This is a genomic window from Pseudomonas sp. LBUM1641 (genome assembly GCF_059716235.1).
This window is the reverse complement of record NZ_CP166815.1, coordinates 6,388,546-6,412,500: the sequence shown is the minus strand read 5'-3', so window position 1 is coordinate 6,412,500 and position 23,955 is coordinate 6,388,546. Positions and strand designations below refer to the sequence as shown.

The window sequence follows — 23,955 nt, the reverse complement described above, 5'->3', positions numbered from 1 at the left end:
CGTTGAAAAGTTAGCGGATGACCTGTGGATCGGAGTGAAAGGCTAATCAAGCTCGGAGATAGCTGGTTCTCCTCGAAAGCTATTTAGGTAGCGCCTCATGTATCACTGTAGGGGGTAGAGCACTGTTTCGGCTAGGGGGTCATCCCGACTTACCAAACCGATGCAAACTCCGAATACCTACAAGTGCCGAGCATGGGAGACACACGGCGGGTGCTAACGTCCGTCGTGAAAAGGGAAACAACCCAGACCGTCAGCTAAGGTCCCAAAGTTATGGTTAAGTGGGAAACGATGTGGGAAGGCTTAGACAGCTAGGAGGTTGGCTTAGAAGCAGCCACCCTTTAAAGAAAGCGTAATAGCTCACTAGTCGAGTCGGCCTGCGCGGAAGATGTAACGGGGCTCAAACCATACACCGAAGCTACGGGTATCACCTTCGGGTGATGCGGTAGAGGAGCGTTCTGTAAGCCTGTGAAGGTGAGTTGAGAAGCTTGCTGGAGGTATCAGAAGTGCGAATGCTGACATGAGTAACGATAATGGGTGTGAAAAACACCCACGCCGAAAGACCAAGGTTTCCTGCGCAACGTTAATCGACGCAGGGTTAGTCGGTCCCTAAGGCGAGGCTGAAAAGCGTAGTCGATGGAAAACAGGTTAATATTCCTGTACTTCTGGTTATTGCGATGGAGGGACGGAGAAGGCTAGGCCAGCTTGGCGTTGGTTGTCCAAGTTTAAGGTGGTAGGCTGGAATCTTAGGTAAATCCGGGATTCTAAGGCCGAGAGCTGATGACGAGTGTTCTTTTAGAACACGAAGTGGTTGATGCCATGCTTCCAAGAAAAGCTTCTAAGCTTCAGGTAACCAGGAACCGTACCCCAAACCGACACAGGTGGTTGGGTAGAGAATACCAAGGCGCTTGAGAGAACTCGGGTGAAGGAACTAGGCAAAATGGCACCGTAACTTCGGGAGAAGGTGCGCCGGTGAGGGTGAAGGACTTGCTCCGTAAGCTCATGCCGGTCGAAGATACCAGGCCGCTGCGACTGTTTATTAAAAACACAGCACTCTGCAAACACGAAAGTGGACGTATAGGGTGTGACGCCTGCCCGGTGCCGGAAGGTTAATTGATGGGGTTAGCTAACGCGAAGCTCTTGATCGAAGCCCCGGTAAACGGCGGCCGTAACTATAACGGTCCTAAGGTAGCGAAATTCCTTGTCGGGTAAGTTCCGACCTGCACGAATGGCGTAACGATGGCGGCGCTGTCTCCACCCGAGACTCAGTGAAATTGAAATCGCTGTGAAGATGCAGTGTATCCGCGGCTAGACGGAAAGACCCCGTGAACCTTTACTATAGCTTTGCACTGGACTTTGAATTTGCTTGTGTAGGATAGGTGGGAGGCTTTGAAGCGTGGACGCCAGTTCGCGTGGAGCCAACCTTGAAATACCACCCTGGCAACTTTGAGGTTCTAACTCAGGTCCGTTATCCGGATCGAGGACAGTGTATGGTGGGTAGTTTGACTGGGGCGGTCTCCTCCTAAAGAGTAACGGAGGAGTACGAAGGTGCGCTCAGACCGGTCGGAAATCGGTCGTAGAGTATAAAGGCAAAAGCGCGCTTGACTGCGAGACAGACACGTCGAGCAGGTACGAAAGTAGGTCTTAGTGATCCGGTGGTTCTGTATGGAAGGGCCATCGCTCAACGGATAAAAGGTACTCCGGGGATAACAGGCTGATACCGCCCAAGAGTTCATATCGACGGCGGTGTTTGGCACCTCGATGTCGGCTCATCACATCCTGGGGCTGAAGCCGGTCCCAAGGGTATGGCTGTTCGCCATTTAAAGTGGTACGCGAGCTGGGTTTAGAACGTCGTGAGACAGTTCGGTCCCTATCTGCCGTGGACGTTTGAGATTTGAGAGGGGCTGCTCCTAGTACGAGAGGACCGGAGTGGACGAACCTCTGGTGTTCCGGTTGTCACGCCAGTGGCATTGCCGGGTAGCTATGTTCGGAATAGATAACCGCTGAAAGCATCTAAGCGGGAAACTAGCCTCAAGATGAGATCTCACTGGAACCTTGAGTTCCCTGAAGGGCCGTCGAAGACTACGACGTTGATAGGTTGGGTGTGTAAGCGCTGTGAGGCGTTGAGCTAACCAATACTAATTGCCCGTGAGGCTTGACCATATAACACCCAAGCAATTTGACTACTCCTGACTTGGAAACAAGTAGAAGCATCAGATTGCGGTGTGTGAAGACGAAACGAACCGAAAGTTCGAGATGCTCACAAAACACCAAAGCTATCACATACCCAATTTGCTGAAGCGAGACCAACCGGTCACGACTCAGTACCCGAATTTCTTGACGACCATAGAGCATTGGAACCACCTGATCCCATCCCGAACTCAGCAGTGAAACGATGCATCGCCGATGGTAGTGTGGGGTTTCCCCATGTGAGAGTAGGTCATCGTCAAGATTAAATTCCGAAACCCCTGATTGCTAACGCAATCAGGGGTTTTGTTTTGGGCGGTCGGAAAGTATGACGAGCGCCTTCAGGCATCATCAATGCTAAAGTCCGGCCATTTCTATGCAATGGGCCTATGCATGGCTATCATGCGTGCCTCATTGTGAGGCGGGACTTGCATGCTGACGTTGTTGAAACTTCTAAAAGATGGTCGATTCCACTCCGGGGAGGCGCTTGGTGCTGCCTTGGGTGTCAGTCGCAGCGCTGTATGGAAGCAGCTTCAGCATCTCGAGGCGGAATTGAATCTACCTATCCATAAAGTTCGCGGTAGGGGATATCAATTGGCGACGCCCCTGGTTTTGTTGAGTGCTGATGAAATTGCTCGGCATGTGCCGGTTCCCGCATGGCCTGTTCATATATCAGACTCCATTGACTCTACCAATGCTGAAGCGTTGCGTCTTATCGAGGCCGGTCGCACTGCGCCGTTTCTCGTCCTTTCAGAGCAGCAAACTGCCGGCAGGGGGCGGCGAGGGCGAAAGTGGGTCAGTCCTTTCGCTCAAAACGTGTATTACAGCCTCGTGTTGCGGATCGATGGCGGCATGCGTCAGTTGGAGGGTCTAAGCCTTGTAGTCGGGCTGGCAGTTATGCAGGCGCTGCGGGATGCGGGTGTTCGCAATGCTGGATTGAAGTGGCCAAATGACGTTTTGGTGGGGCAGAAAAAGATCGCCGGGATTCTCCTGGAGCTGATCGGGGATCCCGCCGACGTTTGTCATGTCGTCCTCGGTATCGGCATCAATGTGAATATGCAGAAAGCGGATGAGGTCGATCAGCAATGGACCTCCATGCAGTTGGAGGCGGGCAGTGCTGTCGATCGTAACTACCTGGTAGCGCGTCTTGGCGTGCAACTGCAGGCTTATCTTGATCGCCACCAGGCGTCCGGCTTTTCCGCGATCCAGGGTGAGTGGGAGCAGAACCATTTATGGCAAGGTCGGCCGGTCTCGCTCATCGCGGGTGTTAATCAGATTGATGGAGTGGTATTGGGAATCGACGGGCAAGGTGCGTTACGGTTGAGCGTGGACGGTGTCGAAAAAGTATATAGCGGCGGTGAGCTAAGCCTGAGGTTGCGTGATGATTCTTGAGCTCGACTGTGGGAATAGCTTTATCAAATGGCGTGTGCTTGAGTCGGATAAGGCTCGGATCTTTGCAGAGGGCGTCGTTGGTTCAGATGCCTCGTTGATCGACAGTCTGCTCGCTCTCACGGGGCTCGCGCTAAGGGACTGTCGGCTGGTGAGTGTCCGCGCCCTGGATGAGACGAATCAGTTGGTGTCTACCTTGGTGGAGGCGTTTGGCGTGAAAGTCCTCTGTGCTGCTTCGGCAAGGCAGATGGGCGGGGTCCGGAACGGATACGAAGACTTCGAACGCCTTGGGTTGGACCGCTGGCTCGCCATGCTGGGTGGTTTTCAGTTGGCCTCGGGCGCGTGCCTGGTGCTCGATTTTGGCACCGCGGCAACAGCTGACTTCATTGCTGCGGACGGTGAGCATCTCGGAGGCTTTATTTGTCCCGGTATGCCGCTGATGCGTAACCAGTTGCGAACGCATACCCGCAAAATACGCTACGACGATATTGCCGCTGAGCGCGCCCTTGAGGCCTTGTCTCCTGGGCGTACAACCGTAGAGGCAGTAGAGCGCGGCTGTACGCTCATGCTGAGAGGTTTTGTGCTGACGCAGTTGGAATTGGCTCGAAGCTATTGGGGCGCCGATTTCACCGTCTTTCTTACCGGTGGTGATGCTGAATTGCTGGCTGACGCCGTGCCTCACGGGAGGCTTGTTCCTGATCTGGTTTTTGTTGGCTTGGCGATGGCGTGCCCTTTGTCCTGAGGTTTTTATGCGTTGGCTGTTTCTGCTTTTGCTGGTCCTCAATGTCTTCTATTACATCTGGCATCAGCAGGAAGCGCCTCTACGGGCTAAAGATGTCACGCCTTTGGCGCTCTATCGTGGCTCTCAGCAAGATATCCGGTTGTTAAGCGAGTCAGCCGATGCGATGGTGCGGCGAGACAGGGTAAAAGCGCCTGAAGCGCAGCCTGCATGCCTGTACATCGGCGGCCTGGCCGATCTGAAAGAGGCTCAGTCCGTCGAGCAGCGCCTCACAAGCCTGGATATCAAGGTCAAACTGCAATCTCTGAACTTGCCTGATGCTCCGGGGTACTGGCTGCGAGTAGCCCCTGAAAGCAGGCGCTTGGCCGATGATCTGCCCTTTGAAAACCTTGCTAATGAATTCAATGAGTTAAAACATAAAATAATGCCGTGCGAAGGCATTGCAACCTTCGAATAGTTTGCATAGAATGGCGCCCGCTTCGCAGTGAAGACCTCTTGGGTCGACAAGGTGAAGCGAAGGTCAACGCAGCTAACCTCATATTTTTTAATGAGAAAGTGGTTGACAGAAGGCTGGCATGATGTAGAATGCCGGCTCGCTTAGGAGGGGTTCCCGAGCGGCCAAAGGGATCAGACTGTAAATCTGACGTCTACGACTTCGAAGGTTCGAATCCTTCCCCCTCCACCATTTTAGCGTGAGCTGCAAGCTCCGCGGGTATAGTTTAGTGGTAGAACCTCAGCCTTCCAAGCTGATGATGCGGGTTCGATTCCCGCTACCCGCTCCAAGTTTGCAGGTTGTGCAAGTTGTTTCGCTCTTGTAGCTCAGTTGGTAGAGCACACCCTTGGTAAGGGTGAGGTCAGCGGTTCAAATCCGCTCAAGAGCTCCATATAACAAGGCAGATATGAAAATATCTGCCTTTGTTTTAACAGCTACCTCTGATTGATTCTGCGCTCTCTCGTGATTTTGTTTGGGTAGGTTCCAGGTTCGCAGGGGTTTGTTGTTGTAAAGTCTTTTTCAGATCGGCATAATTGTCGGCCTGATTTTGTTTTAGGTCAGTAGCTCAATTGGCAGAGCGACGGTCTCCAAAACCGTAGGTTGGGGGTTCGATTCCCTCCTGACCTGCCAGATTCACTTGGTGTGTCTGGCTTTCTTTTCACAGGATCTTCATAGATGACTCCTAAGGCTGAAGCTCAAGGCTCTCGCTTCGATCTGCTCAAGTGGCTTGTAGTAGTCGCTGTTGTGGTGGTAGGCGTTGTTGGCAACCAGTACTACTCTGCGTCGCCGATCCTGTACCGTGTCCTCGCATTGCTCGCCCTTGCTGCTGTCGCTGCCTTTGTTGGCCTGCAGACTGCAAAAGGCAAGTCGTTTGCGGTCCTGGTAAAGGAAGCTCGTACCGAGATCCGTAAAGTCGTTTGGCCGACTCGCCAAGAAACCACGCAGACCACGTTGATTGTGGTAGCTGTTGTTCTGGTTATGGCGTTGCTGTTGTGGGGGCTTGATTCCCTGCTCGGCTGGCTTGTTTCCTTGATTGTTGGCTAAGGGTGTCCCGTGGCTAAGCGTTGGTACGTTGTGCATGCTTACTCGGGTTACGAGAAGCATGTCATGCGCTCTTTGCTAGAGCGCGTAAAGCTTGCAGGCATGGAAGATGGCTTCGGCGAAATTCTGGTTCCCACTGAAGAAGTGGTTGAAATGCGTAATGGCCAGAAACGCAAAAGCGAGCGCAAGTTCTTCCCTGGCTACGTGCTGGTTCAAATGGACATGAATGAGGGTACTTGGCACTTGGTCAAGGACACTCCTCGCGTCATGGGTTTCATCGGCGGTACTGCTGATAAGCCTGCTCCGATCACCGACAAAGAGGCGGAAGCAATTCTGCGTCGTGTTGCTGATGGTAGCGACAAGCCCAAGCCGAAGACGTTGTTCGAGCCGGGTGAGGTTGTTCGTGTCACAGATGGTCCGTTTGCAGATTTTAACGGTACTGTCGAAGAAGTTAACTACGAAAAGAGCCGGATCCAAGTGGCAGTGCTCATTTTCGGTCGCTCTACTCCGGTAGAGCTAGAGTTCAGCCAGGTCGAAAAAGTCTAGCTGAGCAAGCATCCCAACCCCGCAGCCTTAGGCTGTGGGGTTTTGTCGTCACTGGGATAAACGCGCAAGTAACCGGGGAGCCTTTCGAGGCGTTCGAACCCGTAATTGGAGTGCCTCATGGCCAAGAAGATTACCGCTTACATCAAGCTGCAAGTGAAGGCCGCTCAGGCCAACCCAAGTCCACCTGTTGGTCCAGCTTTGGGTCAGCACGGCGTGAACATCATGGAATTCTGCAAGGCCTTCAACGCCCGTACTCAGGGTATTGAGCCAGGTCTGCCGACTCCAGTGATCATCACTGTATACAGCGACCGTAGCTTCACCTTCGAAACCAAGTCGACCCCGGCTTCGGTTCTGTTGAAGAAGGCTGCTGGTCTGACTAGCGGTTCCGCTCGTCCTAACACCGTTAAGGTTGGCACCGTGACCCGTGCTCAGCTGGAAGAAATCGCGAAAACCAAAAACGCGGATCTGACTGCAGCTGATATGGATGCAGCCGTGCGTACCATCGCCGGTTCTGCTCGTAGCATGGGCCTTAACGTGGAGGGTGTGTAATGGCTAAGCTGACCAAGCGCCAAAAGGCTATCGCCGGCAAAATCGAAGCGGGCAAGTCCTACAACTTTGTAGACGCTGCTGCTCTGCTGACCGAGCTGTCGACTGTCAAGTTCAGCGAGTCTGTTGACGTTGCTGTAAACCTGGGCGTTGACCCACGTAAATCTGACCAGGTCGTTCGTAGCGCTACTGTGCTGCCACACGGTACTGGCAAGACTGTACGTGTTGCTGTCTTCACCCAAGGCCCAGCAGCTGAAGCTGCTCTGGCCGCCGGCGCCGATCGCGTTGGCATGGACGACCTGGCTGCCGAAATGAAAGGCGGCGACCTGAACTATGACGTCGTAATTGCTTCCCCGGATGCAATGCGCGTTGTAGGTCAGTTGGGTCAGATCCTCGGTCCACGTGGTCTGATGCCTAACCCTAAAGTCGGCACCGTAACTCCAGACGTAGCTACCGCGGTTAAAAACGCCAAGGCTGGTCAGGTTCGTTATCGCACCGACAAAAACGGCATCATTCACACCTCCGTTGGCAAAGTCGGCTTTGATGCCGTCAAGCTGAAGGAAAACGTTGAAGCCCTGATCGCTGATCTGAAGCGTATCAAACCAGCTTCCTCGAAAGGTATCTACGTCAAGCGCGTTACCCTGAGCACCACTATGGGCCCAGGTCTGGTCATCGACCAAGGCTCGCTGGACGTATAAGACACAAATTGGCGCAAGTAATTGCGCCAATTGAAAGATTGGGGTCCCTGCCTGGCGGGGGCTATCCAAGACCGTAGGCGACGCAAGTCTTAAACCACAAGCCTACGCAGATGGTGCTCCCGGTTCCTTACCGAATCAGACACCAAAACGACATCCGGCCTAGGCCAGATGAAACGGTAACAAGCAGGAGTTAAACCCGTGGCAATTAATCTCGAAGACAAGAAGGCCATCGTCGCTGAAGTCAACGAGGCTGCCAAAGCTGCTCTGTCCGCTGTCGTGGCTGATGCCCGTGGTGTGACAGTAAGCGCTATGACCGGACTCCGTAAAGAGGCTCGTGAAGCTGGCGTATACGTACGTGTTGTACGTAACACCCTGCTCAAGCGCGCTGTTGCTGACACTGAATACAGTGTCCTCAACGACGTGTTCACCGGCCCGACCCTGATTGCGTTCTCCACAGATCATCCAGGCGCTGCTGCCCGTTTGTTCAAGGAATTCGCCAAGGGTCAGGACAAGTTCGAGATCAAGGCAGCTGCGTTCGAGGGCAAGTTCCTCGCAGCTAACCAAATCGACGTACTGGCAACACTGCCGACCCGTAACGAAGCTATTTCTCAGCTGATGAGCGTGATTCAAGGCGCTACCAGCAAGTTGGCTCGTACTCTGGCCGCAGTTCGCGAGCAAAAAGAAGCTGCCGCGGCCTAAGGCTGAGCAACTCCTCTCGCGTATTTTTGTTTATTTCGATGGCCGCGTAGGCCGTCCCCCAATTCAGGAATTACAGCAATGTCTATCTCCCAAGACGATATCCTCAACGCCGTAGCTGAAATGTCGGTTCTGCAGGTTGTTGAGCTGATCAAAGCTTTCGAAGAAAAATTCGGTGTTTCCGCTGCCGCTGCTTCCGCTGGCCCAGCTGCTGCTGCAGTTGTTGCTGAAGAGCAAACCGAATTCAACGTCATGCTGCTGGAAGCTGGCGAGAAGAAAGTAAACGTGATCAAGGCAGTACGTGAACTGACCGGTCTGGGCCTGAAAGAAGCCAAGGCAGTAGTTGACGGCGCCCCTGCCCAGGTTCTGGAAGCAGTGTCGAAAGACGCAGCTGACAAAGCTAAAGCAGTGCTGGAAGAAGCAGGCGCTAAAGTCGAGCTGAAGTAAGCATCGACCTTGCGTCTCCAGCCCAAGCGTTAAGCTGAAGGCTGATGGCTGGTGGCTCTTGCCACCGGCCTTTTTCCGTTATTGGCAATCGACTCGGTCGTCGCCTCTAACGCGCTGTAACCACCCGATGCGGTGGCGCAAACCATGGGGTTTGCAAGATTTTCTGGCTGCTCCCGTCGGGAGGGGCCAAACAAGCAGGTGACCAAGCTGGGGAACGCTGATGGCTTACTCATATACTGAGAAAAAACGTATCCGCAAGGACTTTAGCAAGTTGCCGGACGTCATGGATGTCCCGTACCTTCTGGCTATCCAGCTGGATTCGTATCGTGAATTCTTGCAGGCGGGAGCGACCAAAGATCAGTTCCGCGACGTGGGCCTGCATGCGGCCTTCAAATCCGTTTTCCCGATCATCAGCTACTCCGGCAATGCTGCGCTGGAGTACGTCGGTTATCGCCTGGGCGAACCGGCATTTGATGTCAAAGAATGCGTGTTGCGCGGTGTTACGTACGCCGTACCTTTGCGGGTAAAAGTCCGTCTGATCATCTTCGACAAAGAGTCGTCGAACAAAGCGATCAAGGACATCAAAGAGCAAGAAGTCTACATGGGTGAAATCCCCCTGATGACTGAGAATGGTACCTTCGTTATCAACGGTACCGAGCGCGTTATCGTTTCCCAGCTGCACCGTTCCCCGGGCGTGTTCTTCGACCACGACCGCGGCAAGACGCACAGCTCCGGCAAGCTCCTGTACTCCGCGCGGATCATTCCGTACCGTGGTTCGTGGTTGGACTTCGAGTTCGACCCGAAAGACTGCGTGTTCGTGCGTATCGACCGTCGTCGCAAGCTGCCGGCCTCGGTACTGCTGCGCGCGCTCGGCTATACCACTGAGCAAGTGCTGGATGCCTTCTATACCACTAACGTATTCCACCTGAGCGGCGAAACCCTCAGCCTGGAACTGGTGCCTCAGCGCCTGCGTGGTGAGATTGCCGTTCTGGACATCCAGGACGAAAAAGGCAAGGTCATCGTTGAAGCCGGCCGCCGTATTACCGCGCGCCACATCAACCAGATCGAAAAAGCCGGTATCAAGACGCTGGAAGTGCCTCTGGACTACGTCCTGGGTCGCACCACCGCCAAGGTCATCGTGCACCCGGCCACCGGCGAAATCCTGGCTGAATGCAACACCGAGCTGAACACCGAGATCCTGGGCAAGATCGCCAAGTCTCAGGTTGTTCGCATCGAGACCCTGTACACCAACGACATCGACTGCGGTCCGTTCGTCTCTGACACTCTGAAGATCGACTCCACCAGCAACCAATTGGAAGCGCTGGTCGAGATCTATCGCATGATGCGTCCTGGCGAGCCACCAACCAAAGACGCTGCCGAGACCCTGTTCAACAACCTGTTCTTCAGCCCTGAGCGCTATGACCTGTCTGCGGTCGGCCGGATGAAGTTCAACCGTCGTATCGGTCGTACCGAGATCGAAGGTTCGGGCGTGTTGTGCAAGGAAGACATCGTCGCGGTACTGAAGACCCTGGTCGACATCCGTAACGGTAAAGGCATCGTCGATGACATCGACCACCTGGGTAACCGTCGTGTTCGCTGCGTAGGCGAAATGGCTGAGAACCAGTTCCGCGTTGGCCTGGTACGTGTTGAGCGTGCGGTCAAAGAGCGTCTGTCGATGGCAGAAAGCGAAGGCCTGATGCCGCAAGACCTGATCAACGCCAAGCCAGTGGCTGCGGCGGTGAAAGAGTTCTTCGGTTCCAGCCAGCTCTCGCAGTTCATGGACCAGAACAACCCGCTCTCCGAGATCACCCACAAGCGCCGTGTTTCCGCACTGGGCCCGGGCGGTCTGACTCGTGAACGTGCAGGCTTTGAAGTTCGTGACGTACACCCGACTCACTATGGTCGTGTATGCCCGATTGAAACGCCGGAAGGTCCGAACATCGGCCTGATCAACTCCCTGGCTGCTTATGCGCGCACCAACCAGTACGGCTTCCTTGAGAGCCCGTACCGTGTGGTGAAAGACGCACTGGTCACCGACGAGATCGTGTTCCTGTCCGCCATCGAAGAAGCTGATCACGTGATCGCTCAGGCTTCGGCCACGATGAACGACAAGAAAATGCTGATCGACGAGCTGGTAGCTGTTCGTCACTTGAACGAGTTCACCGTCAAGGCGCCGGAAGACGTCACCTTGATGGACGTATCGCCGAAGCAGGTAGTTTCGGTTGCAGCGTCGCTGATCCCGTTCCTGGAACACGATGACGCCAACCGTGCGTTGATGGGTTCCAACATGCAGCGTCAAGCTGTACCCACCCTGCGTGCTGACAAGCCGCTGGTAGGTACCGGCATGGAGCGTAACGTAGCCCGTGACTCCGGCGTATGCGTCGTAGCTCGTCGTGGCGGCGTGATCGACTCCGTTGATGCCAGTCGTATCGTGGTTCGTGTTGCCGATGACGAAGTTGAAACTGGCGAAGCCGGTGTCGACATCTACAACCTGACCAAATACACCCGCTCCAACCAGAACACCTGCATCAACCAGCGTCCGCTGGTAAGCAAGGGTGATCGGGTTCAGCGCAGCGACATCATGGCAGACGGTCCGTCCACCGATATGGGTGAGCTGGCACTGGGTCAGAACATGCGCATCGCGTTCATGGCCTGGAACGGTTACAACTTCGAAGACTCCATCTGCCTGTCCGAGCGTGTGGTTCAGGAAGATCGCTTCACCACGATCCACATTCAGGAACTGACCTGTGTGGCACGTGACACCAAGCTTGGGCCAGAGGAAATCACTGCAGACATCCCGAACGTGGGTGAAGCTGCACTGAACAAGCTGGACGAAGCCGGTATCGTTTACGTAGGTGCCGAAGTTGGCGCAGGCGACATCCTGGTGGGTAAGGTCACTCCGAAAGGCGAGACCCAACTGACTCCGGAAGAGAAGCTGTTGCGTGCCATCTTCGGTGAAAAAGCCAGCGACGTTAAAGACACTTCCCTGCGCGTACCTACCGGTACCAAGGGCACTGTCATCGACGTACAGGTCTTCACCCGTGACGGCGTTGAGCGTGATGCTCGTGCACTGTCCATCGAGAAGACCCAACTCGACGAGATCCGCAAGGACCTGAACGAAGAGTTCCGTATCGTTGAAGGCGCGACTTTCGAACGTCTGCGTTCCGCCCTGGTAGGCCACAAGGCTGAAGGCGGCGCAGGTCTGAAGAAAGGTCAGGACATCACCGACGAAGTACTCGACGGTCTTGAGCACGGCCAGTGGTTCAAGCTGCGCATGGCTGAAGATGCTCTGAACGAGCAGCTCGAGAAGGCTCAGGCCTACATCGTTGATCGCCGCCGTCTGCTGGACGACAAGTTCGAAGACAAGAAGCGCAAACTGCAGCAGGGCGATGACCTGGCTCCAGGCGTGCTGAAAATCGTCAAGGTTTACCTGGCAATCCGTCGCCGCATCCAGCCGGGCGACAAGATGGCCGGTCGTCACGGTAACAAAGGTGTGGTCTCTGTGATCATGCCGGTTGAAGACATGCCGCACGATGCCAATGGCACCCCGGTCGACGTCGTCCTCAACCCGTTGGGCGTACCTTCGCGTATGAACGTTGGTCAGATCCTTGAAACCCACCTGGGCCTCGCGGCCAAAGGTCTGGGCGAGAAGATCAACCGTATGATCGAAGAGCAGCGCAAGGTTGCTGACCTGCGCAAGTTCCTGCACGAGATCTACAACGAGATCGGCGGTCGTAACGAAGAGCTGGACACCTTCACCGACCAGGAAATCCTGGATCTGGCGAAGAACCTGCGTGGTGGCGTTCCAATGGCTACTCCGGTGTTCGACGGTGCCAAGGAAAGCGAAATCAAGGCCATGCTGAAACTGGCAGACCTGCCAGAAAGCGGCCAGATGCAGCTGTTCGACGGCCGTACCGGCAACAAGTTTGAGCGCCCGGTTACTGTTGGCTACATGTACATGCTGAAGCTGAACCACTTGGTAGACGACAAGATGCACGCTCGTTCTACCGGTTCGTACAGCCTGGTTACCCAGCAGCCGCTGGGTGGTAAGGCTCAGTTCGGTGGTCAGCGTTTCGGGGAGATGGAGGTCTGGGCACTGGAAGCATACGGTGCTGCTTACACTCTGCAAGAAATGCTCACAGTGAAGTCGGACGATGTGAACGGTCGGACCAAGATGTACAAAAACATCGTGGACGGCGATCACCGTATGGAGCCGGGCATGCCCGAGTCTTTCAACGTGTTGATCAAAGAAATTCGTTCCCTCGGCATCGATATCGATCTGGAAACCGAATAACACGTGACGCGAATCGAGAGCGGGGCTGTTTAGCCCGCTCTCTGCTCCGCCAGGAGGAAAGGCCTTGAAAGACCTACTGAATTTGCTGAAAAACCAGGGTCAAGTCGAAGAGTTCGACGCCATCCGTATTGGATTGGCATCGCCTGAGATGATCCGTTCGTGGTCGTTCGGTGAAGTTAAAAAGCCGGAAACCATTAACTACCGTACGTTCAAACCAGAACGTGACGGCCTGTTCTGCGCCAAGATCTTTGGCCCGGTAAAGGATTACGAGTGCCTGTGCGGTAAGTACAAGCGCTTGAAGCACCGTGGTGTGATCTGCGAGAAGTGCGGCGTTGAAGTTGCACTGGCCAAGGTTCGTCGTGAGCGCATGGCGCACATCGAACTGGCTTCGCCGGTTGCCCATATCTGGTTCCTGAAATCGCTGCCGTCCCGTATCGGCTTGCTGATGGACATGACCCTGCGTGATATCGAACGCGTTCTCTACTTCGAGAGCTATGTCGTTATCGATCCAGGCATGACCACCCTTGAAAAAGGTCAGCTGCTGAATGACGAGCAGTACTTCGAAGCGCTGGAAGAGTTCGGCGACGATTTCGATGCCCGCATGGGTGCCGAAGCTGTCCGCGAACTGCTGCACGCTATCGACCTGGAACACGAGATTGGCCGTCTGCGTGAAGAGATTCCGCAAACCAACTCCGAAACCAAGATCAAGAAACTGTCCAAGCGTCTGAAGTTGATGGAAGCCTTCCAGGGTTCCGGCAACTTGCCAGAGTGGATGGTGCTGACCGTTCTGCCGGTTCTGCCGCCAGACCTGCGTCCGCTGGTACCGTTGGATGGCGGTCGCTTCGCGACTTCCGACCTCAACGACCTGTACCGTCGCGTGATCAACCGTAACAACCGCTTGAAGCGTCTGCTCGATCTGTCCGCTCCGGACATCATCGTGCGCAACGAAAAGCGTATGTTGCAAGAAGCTGTCGATGCCTTGCTCGACAACGGTCGTCGTGGCCGCGCTATCACCGGTTCGAACAAGCGTCCTCTGAAATCCTTGGCTGACATGATCAAGGGTAAGCAAGGTCGTTTCCGTCAGAACTTGCTCGGTAAGCGTGTTGACTACTCCGGTCGTTCGGTAATTACCGTAGGCCCAACCCTGCGTCTGCACCAGTGCGGTCTGCCGAAGAAGATGGCTCTCGAGCTGTTCAAACCGTTCATTTTCGGCAAGCTGGAAATGCGTGGTCTCGCGACCACCATCAAAGCCGCCAAGAAAATGGTCGAGCGCGAACTGCCAGAGGTTTGGGACGTTCTTGCTGAAGTGATCCGTGAACACCCGGTTCTCCTCAACCGTGCGCCGACCCTTCACCGTCTGGGTATCCAGGCGTTTGAACCCGTACTGATCGAAGGTAAGGCTATCCAGCTGCACCCTCTGGTCTGTGCTGCGTACAACGCCGACTTCGACGGCGACCAAATGGCCGTGCACGTACCGCTGACGCTGGAAGCCCAGTTGGAAGCGCGTGCGTTGATGATGTCGACCAACAACATTCTGTCGCCAGCCAACGGTGAGCCAATCATCGTTCCGTCGCAGGACGTTGTATTGGGTCTGTACTACATGACTCGTGAAGCGATCAACGCCAAGGGCGAAGGTCGTGTGTTCGCGGATCTGCAGGAAGTTGACCGTGTGTTCCGTGCCGGCGAAGCCGCACTGCACGCCAAGGTTAAAGTCCGCATCCACGAAACCATCAACGATCGTGACGGTGGCAGCGTCAAGAACACCCGTATCGTCGACACCACTGTCGGCCGTGCGCTGTTGTTCCAGGTTGTTCCACCTGGCCTGTCGTACGACGTGGTCAACCAGCCAATGAAGAAAAAGGCGATCTCCAAGCTGATCAACCAGTGCTACCGCGTGGTTGGTTTGAAAGAGACCGTTATCTTCGCTGACCAGTTGATGTACACCGGTTTTGCTTATTCGACCATTTCCGGCGTTTCCATCGGTGTTAACGACTTCGTTATCCCGGACGAGAAAGCCGCCATCATCGGTGCTGCTACCGATGAAGTGAAAGAGATCGAAAGCCAGTACGCCTCCGGCCTGGTAACCCAGGGCGAGAAGTACAACAAAGTGATCGACCTTTGGTCCAAGGCCAACGACGAAGTGTCGAAGGCGATGATGTCGAACCTCTCGAAAGAGCGCGTTATCGACCGTCATGGCGTAGAAGTCGATCAAGAGTCGTTCAACTCGATGTACATGATGGCCGACTCGGGCGCACGGGGTTCTGCTGCGCAGATCCGTCAGCTCGCCGGTATGCGTGGCCTGATGGCCAAGCCGGACGGTTCCATCATCGAAACGCCGATTACTGCGAACTTCCGTGAAGGTTTGAGCGTACTTCAGTACTTCATCTCGACTCACGGTGCTCGTAAAGGTCTGGCGGATACCGCGTTGAAAACCGCTAACTCCGGTTACCTGACTCGCCGTCTGGTAGACGTTGCGCAAGACTTGGTTGTGACTGAAGTTGACTGCGGTACCGAACACGGTCTGCTGATGACTCCGCACATTGAAGGCGGCGACGTTGTAGAGCCGTTGGGTGAGCGCGTACTGGGTCGAGTAATCGCCCGTGACGTATTCAAGCCAGGTACAGAGGAAATCATCGTTCCTGCCGGCACTCTGGTAGATGAGAAGTGGGTCGAGTTCATCGAACTCAACAGCATCGACGAAGTGATTGTTCGCTCGCCGATCAGCTGCGAAACCCGCTACGGCATTTGCGCCAAGTGCTACGGCCGTGACTTGGCTCGTGGTCACCAGGTGAACATCGGTGAAGCGGTCGGCGTTATCGCTGCCCAGTCCATCGGTGAGCCGGGTACCCAGCTGACCATGCGTACGTTCCACATCGGTGGTGCGGCAAGCCGGACCTCCGCAGCTGATAGCGTTCAGGTGAAGAATGGCGGTACCGTCCGTCTGCACAACCTGAAGCACGTTGAGCGAGTGGATGGCCACCTGGTTGCTGTGTCCCGTTCCGGTGAGCTGGCAATCGCTGATGACTACGGTCGTGAGCGCGAGCGTTACAAGCTGCCGTACGGTGCTGTGATTTCGGTTAAAGAAGGTGACAAGGTCGACGCTGGCGCAATCGTGGCCAAGTGGGATCCGCACACTCACCCAATCGTTACCGAAATGAAAGGTACCGTGACCTACGTGGGCATGGAAGAAGGCATCACGATCAAGCGTCAGACTGACGAATTGACCGGTATGACCAACATTGAAGTACTCGACGCCAAAGACCGTCCAGCTGCAGGCAAAGATATCCGTCCTGCTGTGAAGATGGTTGATGACAACGGCAAGGATCTGTTGCTGCCAGGCACTGACGTTATCGCTCAGTACTTCCTGCCAGCCAACGCCTTGGTCGGTGTTGCGGATGGTGCGAAGATCGCGATCGGTGATGTTATCGCTCGTATCCCGCAAGAAACTTCGAAGACCCGCGACATCACCGGTGGTCTGCCGCGTGTTGCCGACTTGTTCGAAGCTCGTCGTCCGAAAGAAGCGTCGATTCTGGCTGAAGTCAGCGGCACCATCGCGTTCGGTAAAGAGACCAAGGGCAAGCGCCGTCTGGTCATTACCCCGAACGACGGTAGCGATCCGTACGAAGAGCTGATTCCGAAGTGGCGTCACCTGAACGTCTTCGAAGGCGAACAGGTAAACCGCGGCGAAGTTATCTCCGACGGCCCGAGCGATCCACACGACATCCTGCGTCTGCTGGGTGTGAGTGCGCTGGCCAAGTACATCGTTAACGAGATCCAAGACGTTTATCGTCTGCAAGGCGTGAAGATCAACGATAAGCACATCGAGACCATCCTGCGTCAGATGCTGCGTAAAGTTGAAATCGCTGAATCCGGCGATTCGAGTTTCATCAAGGGCGACCAGATGGAACTGACTCACGTACTGGTAGAGAACGAGCGTCTGGCTGGCGACGAGAAATTCGTTTCCAAGTTCACTCGTGTGTTGCTGGGTATTACCAAGGCGTCGTTGTCCACTGAGTCGTTCATCTCGGCGGCCTCCTTCCAGGAGACCACTCGTGTACTGACCGAAGCAGCGGTAACCGGCAAGCGCGACTACCTGCGCGGCCTGAAAGAAAACGTGGTTGTGGGTCGACTGATCCCGGCCGGTACCGGCTTGGCCTACCACAGCGAGCGTAAGCGCCGCCGTGAACTCGACAAGCCGCTGCGCGTAAGCGCCAGTGAAGTGGAAGCTGCACTGACCGAAGCGCTGAACTCAAGCGGTAACTGAGTTCTGCAGTAAATAAGACCGGGCCCTGGCAGCCCCGTTCGTCGGATCGAGACAGAATTGTCCCGGTTCGATGGAGGGGGAGGTCGGGGCCTTGCCTTGACTGGGGGCAAGATCCTCTTTAGACTCTTGTACCCCTAAATTTGGCGGGAATTCGTTCCTGCCATTTTGCTTTTCTTGCAAGACAATAGCGTCGCAAGACAACAGTGGAGCTAGTAGATGGCAACTATCAACCAGCTGGTACGTCAGCCGCGTAAGCGTATCGTCGAGAAATCCGACGTGCCTGCGCTGCAGAACTGCCCGCAACGTCGTGGCGTATGCACTCGCGTGTATACCACTACGCCGAAAAAACCTAACTCGGCACTGCGTAAAGTATGCCGTGTGCGTCTGACCAACGGTTTCGAGGTTTCCTCGTACATCGGTGGTGAAGGCCACAACCTGCAAGAGCACAGCGTGGTACTGATCCGCGGCGGTCGTGTAAAAGACTTGCCAGGTGTTCGTTACCACACCGTACGCGGCTCCTTGGATACTTCCGGCGTTAAAGGTCGTAACCAGGGTCGTTCGAAGTACGGTACCAAGAAGCCTAAGTAGTAGCGGCTTTTTGTAAAACTGAATCATCTTATTTTCTGAGTCGATAAGAGTAAGGTCGGAGGCGTCCCGAAAGGGCACTAATTCCGAGCGAACCTGAAGACCGTTTGAGGGCTTATCCATGCCAAGAAGACGCGTAGCAGCCAAGCGCGAAGTGCTTGACGATCCAAAATACGGAAGCCAAATTCTGGCCAAGTTCATGAACCACGTGATGGAAAGCGGCAAGAAAGCCGTTGCCGAGCGTATCGTTTATGGCGCGCTGGAAAAGGTTAAAGAACGCAAGAACAGCGACCCCCTGGAAATCTTCGAGAAAGCTCTCGACGCCATCGCTCCGCTGGTCGAAGTGAAGTCGCGCCGTGTAGGCGGTGCTACTTACCAGGTTCCGGTTGAAGTTCGCCCGTCCCGTCGTAACGCTTTGGCAATGCGCTGGTTGGTAGACTTCGCCCGTAAGCGCGGCGAGAAGTCTATGGCCCTGCGTTTGGCTGGCGAACTGTTGGACGCTGCTGAAGGTAAAGGTGCTGCTGTTAAGAAGCGTGAAGACGTGCACCGTATGGCTGAAGCCAACAAAGCTTTCTCGCACTACCGCTTCTAATTCTAGCTTCACTAATTTTGCGAGGGCTTTATGGCTCGTACTACTCCGATTAGTCGCTACCGTAACATCGGTATCGTCGCTCACGTGGATGCTGGTAAAACCACCACCACCGAGCGCGTCCTTTTTTACACCGGCAAAAGTCACAAGATGGGCGAGGTGCATGACGGCGCCGCGACCACAGACTGGATGGTTCAGGAGCAGGAGCGTGGTATTACCATTACTTCTGCTGCTATTACCGCCTTCTGGAAAGGTTCCGAGAAGCAGTACAAAGATGAGCACCGCTTCAACGTAATCGATACCCCGGGCCACGTAGACTTCACCATTGAAGTTGAACGTTCCCTGCGCGTACTCGACGGCGCTGTCGTTGTGTTCTGCGGCACCTCGGGTGTTGAGCCTCAGTCGGAAACCGTATGGCGTCAAGCCAACAAATACGGCGTTCCACGTCTTGTTTACGTAAACAAGATGGACCGTGCTGGTGCGAACTTCCTGCGCGTGATCGGTCAGATCAAGCAGCGTCTGGGTCACACCCCGGTACCAATCCAGTTGGCTATCGGTTCCGAAGACAACTTCCAGGGCCAGATCGATCTGGTGACCATGGAAGCTGTTTACTGGAACGACGCTGACAAAGGTATGGTTCCTGTTCGCAAGCCTATCCCTGCTGAATTGCAGGAATTGGCTGACGAGTGGCGCAACAACATGGTTGAAGCTGCGGCCGAAGCCAACGAAGAACTGATGAACAAGTACCTCGAAGGTGAAGAACTCACCAACGCGGAAATCAAGGCCGCTCTGCGTCAGCGTACTATCGCTGGTGAGATCGTCTTGGCTGTTTGCGGTTCCTCGTTCAAGAACAAGGGCGTTCCCCTGGTTCTCGATGCTGTGATCGACTACCTGCCGGCCCCAGTGGATATTCCTGCCATCAAGGGTACTGACCCGGATGACGAGACTATCGAGCTGGAGCGTCATGCAGACGACGCAGAACCGTTCTCCGCTCTGGCATTTAAAATTGCCACTGACCCATTCGTGGGTACCTTGACCTTCGTCCGCGTTTACTCGGGCGTGTTGAACTCCGGCGACGGCGTGATCAACTCGGTTAAAGGCAAGAAAGAGCGCGTGGGTCGTATGGTGCAAATGCACGCAAACGCCCGCGAAGAGATCAAGGAAGTACGCGCTGGTGACATCGCGGCCTTGATCGGCATGAAGGACGTCACCACTGGTGAAACCTTGTGCAACGCTGACAAGCCAATCATCCTGGTTCGCATGGACTTCCCGGAGCCGGTTATTTCGGTCGCCGTTGAGCCTAAGACCAAGGATGACCAGGAAAAAATGGGTATCGCTCTGGGCAAACTCGCTCAGGAAGATCCATCTTTCCGCGTCAAGACTGATGAAGAGACTGGTCAAACGATCATCTCCGGCATGGGCGAGCTTCACCTGGACATCCTGGTTGACCGGATGCGCCGTGAGTTCAACGTCGAAGCCAACATCGGTAAGCCTCAGGTTTCCTATCGTGAGCGCATCACGAAGAACTGTGAAATCGAAGGCAAATTCGTTCGTCAATCCGGCGGTCGTGGCCAGTTCGGCCATTGCTGGATCCGTTTTGCTCCTGCTGATGAAGGTCAGGAAGGTCTGCAATTCGTGAACGAAGTAGTGGGCGGTGTTGTTCCTAAGGAATACATCCCGGCTATCCAGAAGGGTATCGAAGAGCAGATGAAGAACGGTGTTGTTGCCGGCTATCCGCTCATCGGCCTGAAGGCGACCGTTTTTGACGGTTCTTACCACGACGTCGACTCCAACGAGATGGCGTTTAAGGTGGCTGCTTCCATGGCTACCAAGCAACTGGCCCAGAAGGGCGGTGGTGAGTTGCTTGAGCCAATCATGGCAGTAGAAGTCGTTACGCCTGAAGACTACATGGGTGACGTGATGGGCGACCTTAACCGTCGTCGCGGCATGATCTTGGGTATGGAAGATACGGTTTCCGGCAAAGTGATTCGTGCCGAGGTTCCGTTGGGCGAGATGTTCGGTTATGCGACCGACGTTCGTTCCATGTCTCAGGGTCGCGCAAGCTACTCTATGGAATTCAAAAAATACAACACAGCTCCGGCGCACATCGCTGAAACTGTATCCAAAAAACAAGGCTGATTCAGTCCTTTAGGCAAGGAGTTAATTGTCGTGGCTAAAGAAAAATTTGATCGTTCCCTACCGCACGTCAACGTTGGCACCATCGGTCACGTTGACCACGGTAAAACTACGCTGACTGCTGCTCTGACTCGTGTTTGCTCCGAAATTTTCGGTTCGGCTATCGTTGACTTCGACAAGATCGACAGCGCGCCAGAAGAAAAAGCTCGTGGTATCACCATCAACACTGCTCACGTTGAATACAACTCGCTGATCCGTCACTACGCTCACGTTGACTGCCCAGGTCACGCTGACTATGTGAAGAACATGATCACCGGTGCTGCCCAAATGGACGGCGCGATCCTGGTTTGTTCGGCCGCTGATGGTCCGATGCCACAAACCCGTGAGCACATCCTGCTGTCCCGTCAGGTTGGCGTTCCGTACATCGTGGTTTACCTGAACAAGGCTGACCTGGTAGACGACGCTGAGCTGCTGGAACTGGTTGAGATGGAAGTGCGCGATCTGCTGAGCACTTACGACTTCCCAGGCGACGACACTCCGATCATCATCGGTTCTGCTCGTATGGCTCTGGAAGGCAAAGACGACAACGAAATGGGCACCACTTCCGTACGGAAACTGGTTGAGACTCTGGACAGCTACATCCCAGATCCAGTTCGTGTTATCGACAAGCCGTTCCTGATGCCAATCGAAGACGTATTCTCGATCTCGGGTCGTGGTACTGTTGTGACTGGTCGTATCGAGCGCGGTATCGTTAAGGTTCAAGATCCACTGGAAATCGTTGGTCTGCGTGACACTACCGTCACCACCTGCACCGGTGTTGAAATGTTCCGTAAACTGCTCGACGAAGGTCGTGCAGGCGAGAACTGCGGCGTTCTGCTGCGTGGTACCAAGCGTGACGACGTTGAGCGTGGCCAGGTTCTGGTTAAGCCAGGCTCGGTTAAGCCGCACACTACCTTCGAAGCTGAAGTGTACGTGTTGAGCAAAGAAGAAGGCGGTCGTCACACTCCGTTCTTCAAAGGCTACCGTCCACAGTTCTACTTCCGGACCACAGACGTGACCGGTAACTGCGAACTGCCGGAAGGCGTTGAAATGGTAATGCCAGGCGACAACATCAAAATGGTTGTCACCCTGATCAAAACCATCGCAATGGAAGATGGTCTGCGTTTCGCTATCCGTGAAGGCGGTCGTACCGTCGGCGCTGGCGTCGTAGCCAAAATCATCGCTTAATAAGTGATGACTTGAAAAAGCCCCCGCTTAGCGGGGGCTTTTTTATTGAGTTGACACCCATATGGGGCGTCTATAGAATTGCGCCTCCTTTTAACGGGCGTGTTGCGCTCGCTGGGAATAGCAGCCGGAGTCTGAAATCCAATGGCAAATCAGCAAATTCGTATCAGGTTGAAGGCTTTTGACCACAAACTGATCGACCAATCCACCCAGGAAATCGTGGAAACCGCGAAACGTACTGGTGCTCAAGTGCGTGGTCCAATTCCACTGCCTACCCGTAAAGAGCGGTTCACCGTTCTGGTCTCCCCGCACGTCAACAAAGACGCGCGTGACCAGTACGAGATCCGTACTCATAAGCGCGTGCTGGACATCGTCCTGCCAACGGATAAAACCGTTGATGCACTTATGAAGCTTGATCTGGCGGCCGGTGTGGAAGTACAGATCAGCCTCGGCTAAGACTTGGGTCTTAGTCGTGTAACGCTCTGAAATGGGCGGCCATAGCGGGTGAAAGCCCCGTACACTCATGAGGTTTACAACATGACTATTGGTGTAGTCGGTCGTAAATGCGGTATGACCCGTATTTTCACCGAAGAAGGTGTCTCCATTCCGGTTACGGTCATTGAGATCGAGCCGAATCGCGTCACCCAGTTTAAAACTGAAGAAACCGATGGCTATCGTGCAGTGCAAGTCACTGTCGGCGAGCGTCGTGCTTCGCGTGTGACTGCTGCTCAAGCAGGTCACTTCGCTAAAGCAAACGTTGCAGCTGGTCGTACTGTTATGGAGTTCCGTCTTGAAGATGGCGACTACCAGGCTGGCGATCTGATCAACGCTGAAATCTTCGCCGCTGGTCAACTGGTTGATGTAACCGGTCAGTCCAAGGGTAAAGGCTTCCAGGGTACGATCAAGCGTTGGAATTTCCGTGGCCAAGACAACACTCACGGTAACTCCGTTTCCCACCGCGTCCCGGGCTCTATTGGCCAGTGCCAGACTCCTGGTCGTGTATTCAAGGGCAAAAAAATGTCCGGTCATATGGGCGCTGAGCGCGTGACCGTGCAGTCCCTCGAAGTAGTGCGCGTCGACGCTGAACGCAATCTGTTGTTGGTCAAGGGTGCTGTTCCTGGCGCTACTGGCGGCAACCTGGTTGTACGTCCAGCGGCCAAGGCTCGCGGTTAAGGGGAAGCTGACATGCAATTAAATGTAAATGACGCTCAAGCGATCGAAGTTTCCGAACTGACATTTGGCGGCGAATTCAACGAGACGCTGGTTCACCAAGCAGTCGTGGCCTACATGGCCGGCGGCCGTCAAGGTAGCAAGCAGCAAAAGACCCGTTCCGACGTTCGTGGTGGCGGTAAGCGCCCTTGGCGTCAGAAAGGTACTGGCCGCGCTCGTGCCGGTACTATCCGTAGCCCAATCTGGCGTGGCGGCGGTACCACTTTCGCAGCACGTCCACAGGATCACACCCAGAAGCTCAACAAGAAGATGTATCGCGCAGCACTGCGCTCCATCCTTGCTGAACTCGTGCGTACTGATCGTCTGGTCGTGGTTCAGGACTTCGCTGTTGAAGCGCCGAAAACCAAAGATCTGCTGAACAAGCTGAACGGCATGGGCCTGACTGACGTCCTGATCGTGTCTGAAGCTGTTGATCAGAACCTGTACCTGGCTGCTCGCAACCTGCCACACGTTGATGTACGTGACGTGCAAGGTTCCGATCCAGTTAGTCTGATCGCATACGACAAGGTGTTGATCACCGTGTCGGCCGTGAAGAAATTCGAGGAGCTGCTGGGATGAACCAGGAACGCGTATTTAAAGTTCTGCTTGGCCCGCACGTTTCCGAAAAGGCTACGGTTCTGGCTGACAAGAAAGGCCAGTTCGTTTTCAAGGTTGCAACTGACGCAACCAAGCTGGAAATCAAGAAGGCCGTCGAAAGCCTGTTCAGCGTGAAAGTAGAGCGTGTTACTACCCTGAATGTTCTGGGTAAGAGCAAGCGCACTGCTCGCGGTCTGGGCAAGCGTAATGACTGGAAGAAGGCAGTTATCTCCCTTCAGCCAGGCCAAGATCTCGATTTCAGCAGCAGTGCTGAGTAA

19 protein-coding genes, 4 tRNA genes and 2 rRNA genes (1 of these 25 only partly in view) are annotated in these 23,955 nt (G+C 54.7%); all 25 read left to right on the top strand.

Going from position 1 to position 23,955, the window contains the following annotated elements; translation table 11 throughout:
• Window positions 1-2,160: ribosomal RNA gene (locus ACA046_RS29600) — 23S ribosomal RNA — on the top strand (it extends 734 nt beyond the left edge of the window).
• 173 nt (window positions 2,161-2,333) lie between these two features.
• Window positions 2,334-2,449, top strand: a 5S ribosomal RNA gene (gene rrf / locus ACA046_RS29595).
• Window positions 2,450-2,616: 167 nt separating this feature from the next.
• The gene (birA, locus tag ACA046_RS29590) at window positions 2,617-3,576 is read left to right on the top strand and encodes a bifunctional biotin--[acetyl-CoA-carboxylase] ligase/biotin operon repressor BirA (RefSeq protein ID WP_459024177.1); all 960 of its coding nucleotides are present in this window, start codon (window positions 2,617-2,619) and stop codon (window positions 3,574-3,576) included.
• Window positions 3,566-4,315 (top strand): pantothenate kinase, encoded by a 750-nt coding sequence (locus tag ACA046_RS29585; RefSeq protein WP_459024175.1) that lies wholly within the window; start codon window positions 3,566-3,568, stop codon window positions 4,313-4,315. The genes birA and ACA046_RS29585 overlap by 11 nt, the downstream gene beginning before the upstream one ends.
• 7 nt (window positions 4,316-4,322) lie before the next feature.
• Window positions 4,323-4,769 (top strand): hypothetical protein, encoded by a 447-nt coding sequence (locus tag ACA046_RS29580; protein ID WP_459024173.1) that lies wholly within the window; start codon window positions 4,323-4,325, stop codon window positions 4,767-4,769.
• Window positions 4,770-4,912: 143 nt separating this feature from the next.
• A tRNA-Tyr gene (locus tag ACA046_RS29575) sits at window positions 4,913-4,997 on the top strand.
• Window positions 4,998-5,020: 23 nt separating this feature from the next.
• Window positions 5,021-5,094 (top strand) — tRNA-Gly (locus tag ACA046_RS29570).
• A gap of 26 nt (window positions 5,095-5,120) precedes the next feature.
• A tRNA-Thr gene (locus tag ACA046_RS29565) sits at window positions 5,121-5,196 on the top strand.
• 163 nt (window positions 5,197-5,359) lie between these two features.
• Window positions 5,360-5,435: transfer RNA gene (locus ACA046_RS29560), tRNA-Trp, on the top strand.
• A gap of 45 nt (window positions 5,436-5,480) precedes the next feature.
• Window positions 5,481-5,849: a preprotein translocase subunit SecE gene (secE, locus tag ACA046_RS29555; protein WP_076016471.1), complete on the top strand. Its 369-nt coding sequence runs from the start codon at window positions 5,481-5,483 to the stop codon at window positions 5,847-5,849.
• Window positions 5,850-5,858: 9 nt separating this feature from the next.
• Window positions 5,859-6,392, top strand: coding sequence for a transcription termination/antitermination protein NusG (nusG, locus tag ACA046_RS29550; RefSeq protein WP_003176436.1), 534 nt, complete (start codon window positions 5,859-5,861; stop codon window positions 6,390-6,392).
• 117 nt (window positions 6,393-6,509) lie between these two features.
• Window positions 6,510-6,941, top strand: coding sequence for a 50S ribosomal protein L11 (gene rplK / locus ACA046_RS29545; protein ID WP_003210097.1), 432 nt, complete (start codon window positions 6,510-6,512; stop codon window positions 6,939-6,941).
• Window positions 6,941-7,636 carry a 50S ribosomal protein L1 gene (gene rplA, locus ACA046_RS29540; protein ID WP_003176434.1) on the top strand — a complete coding sequence of 232 codons (696 nt, stop codon included), beginning with the start codon at window positions 6,941-6,943 and terminating at the stop codon, window positions 7,634-7,636. Before rplK ends, rplA begins: the two co-directional genes overlap by 1 nt.
• Before the next feature lie 198 nt (window positions 7,637-7,834).
• The gene (gene rplJ, locus ACA046_RS29535; protein WP_015886139.1) at window positions 7,835-8,335 is read left to right on the top strand and encodes a 50S ribosomal protein L10; all 501 of its coding nucleotides are present in this window, start codon (window positions 7,835-7,837) and stop codon (window positions 8,333-8,335) included.
• 78 nt (window positions 8,336-8,413) lie between these two features.
• Window positions 8,414-8,779, top strand: coding sequence for a 50S ribosomal protein L7/L12 (rplL, locus tag ACA046_RS29530; RefSeq protein ID WP_064454358.1), 366 nt, complete (start codon window positions 8,414-8,416; stop codon window positions 8,777-8,779).
• A gap of 220 nt (window positions 8,780-8,999) precedes the next feature.
• Window positions 9,000-13,073, top strand: coding sequence for a DNA-directed RNA polymerase subunit beta (rpoB, locus tag ACA046_RS29525; RefSeq protein ID WP_177082988.1), 4,074 nt, complete (start codon window positions 9,000-9,002; stop codon window positions 13,071-13,073).
• 64 nt (window positions 13,074-13,137) lie between these two features.
• Window positions 13,138-17,337, top strand: a complete 4,200-nt coding sequence (rpoC, locus tag ACA046_RS29520) for a DNA-directed RNA polymerase subunit beta' (RefSeq protein ID WP_076016467.1) — start codon at window positions 13,138-13,140, stop codon at window positions 17,335-17,337.
• A 216-nt stretch (window positions 17,338-17,553) separates the two neighbouring features.
• Window positions 17,554-17,925, top strand: coding sequence for a 30S ribosomal protein S12 (rpsL, locus tag ACA046_RS29515; protein ID WP_002555494.1), 372 nt, complete (start codon window positions 17,554-17,556; stop codon window positions 17,923-17,925).
• Between the two features lie 118 nt (window positions 17,926-18,043).
• Complete coding sequence (gene rpsG, locus ACA046_RS29510; RefSeq protein WP_002555493.1) at window positions 18,044-18,514, top strand: 30S ribosomal protein S7; 471 nt, start codon at window positions 18,044-18,046, stop codon at window positions 18,512-18,514.
• A gap of 30 nt (window positions 18,515-18,544) precedes the next feature.
• Window positions 18,545-20,650 (top strand): elongation factor G, encoded by a 2,106-nt coding sequence (gene fusA, locus ACA046_RS29505; protein WP_076016466.1) that lies wholly within the window; start codon window positions 18,545-18,547, stop codon window positions 20,648-20,650.
• A 30-nt stretch (window positions 20,651-20,680) separates the two neighbouring features.
• Complete coding sequence (tuf, locus tag ACA046_RS29500) at window positions 20,681-21,874, top strand: elongation factor Tu (protein ID WP_048724879.1); 1,194 nt, start codon at window positions 20,681-20,683, stop codon at window positions 21,872-21,874.
• Between the two features lie 141 nt (window positions 21,875-22,015).
• Complete coding sequence (gene rpsJ, locus ACA046_RS29495; protein WP_003210084.1) at window positions 22,016-22,327, top strand: 30S ribosomal protein S10; 312 nt, start codon at window positions 22,016-22,018, stop codon at window positions 22,325-22,327.
• An 81-nt stretch (window positions 22,328-22,408) separates the two neighbouring features.
• The gene (gene rplC / locus ACA046_RS29490) at window positions 22,409-23,044 is read left to right on the top strand and encodes a 50S ribosomal protein L3 (protein WP_003194649.1); all 636 of its coding nucleotides are present in this window, start codon (window positions 22,409-22,411) and stop codon (window positions 23,042-23,044) included.
• A 12-nt stretch (window positions 23,045-23,056) separates the two neighbouring features.
• Window positions 23,057-23,659: a 50S ribosomal protein L4 gene (gene rplD / locus ACA046_RS29485; protein WP_003210082.1), complete on the top strand. Its 603-nt coding sequence runs from the start codon at window positions 23,057-23,059 to the stop codon at window positions 23,657-23,659.
• Window positions 23,656-23,955 carry a 50S ribosomal protein L23 gene (rplW, locus tag ACA046_RS29480; RefSeq protein ID WP_002555488.1) on the top strand — a complete coding sequence of 100 codons (300 nt, stop codon included), beginning with the start codon at window positions 23,656-23,658 and terminating at the stop codon, window positions 23,953-23,955. Before rplD ends, rplW begins: the two co-directional genes overlap by 4 nt.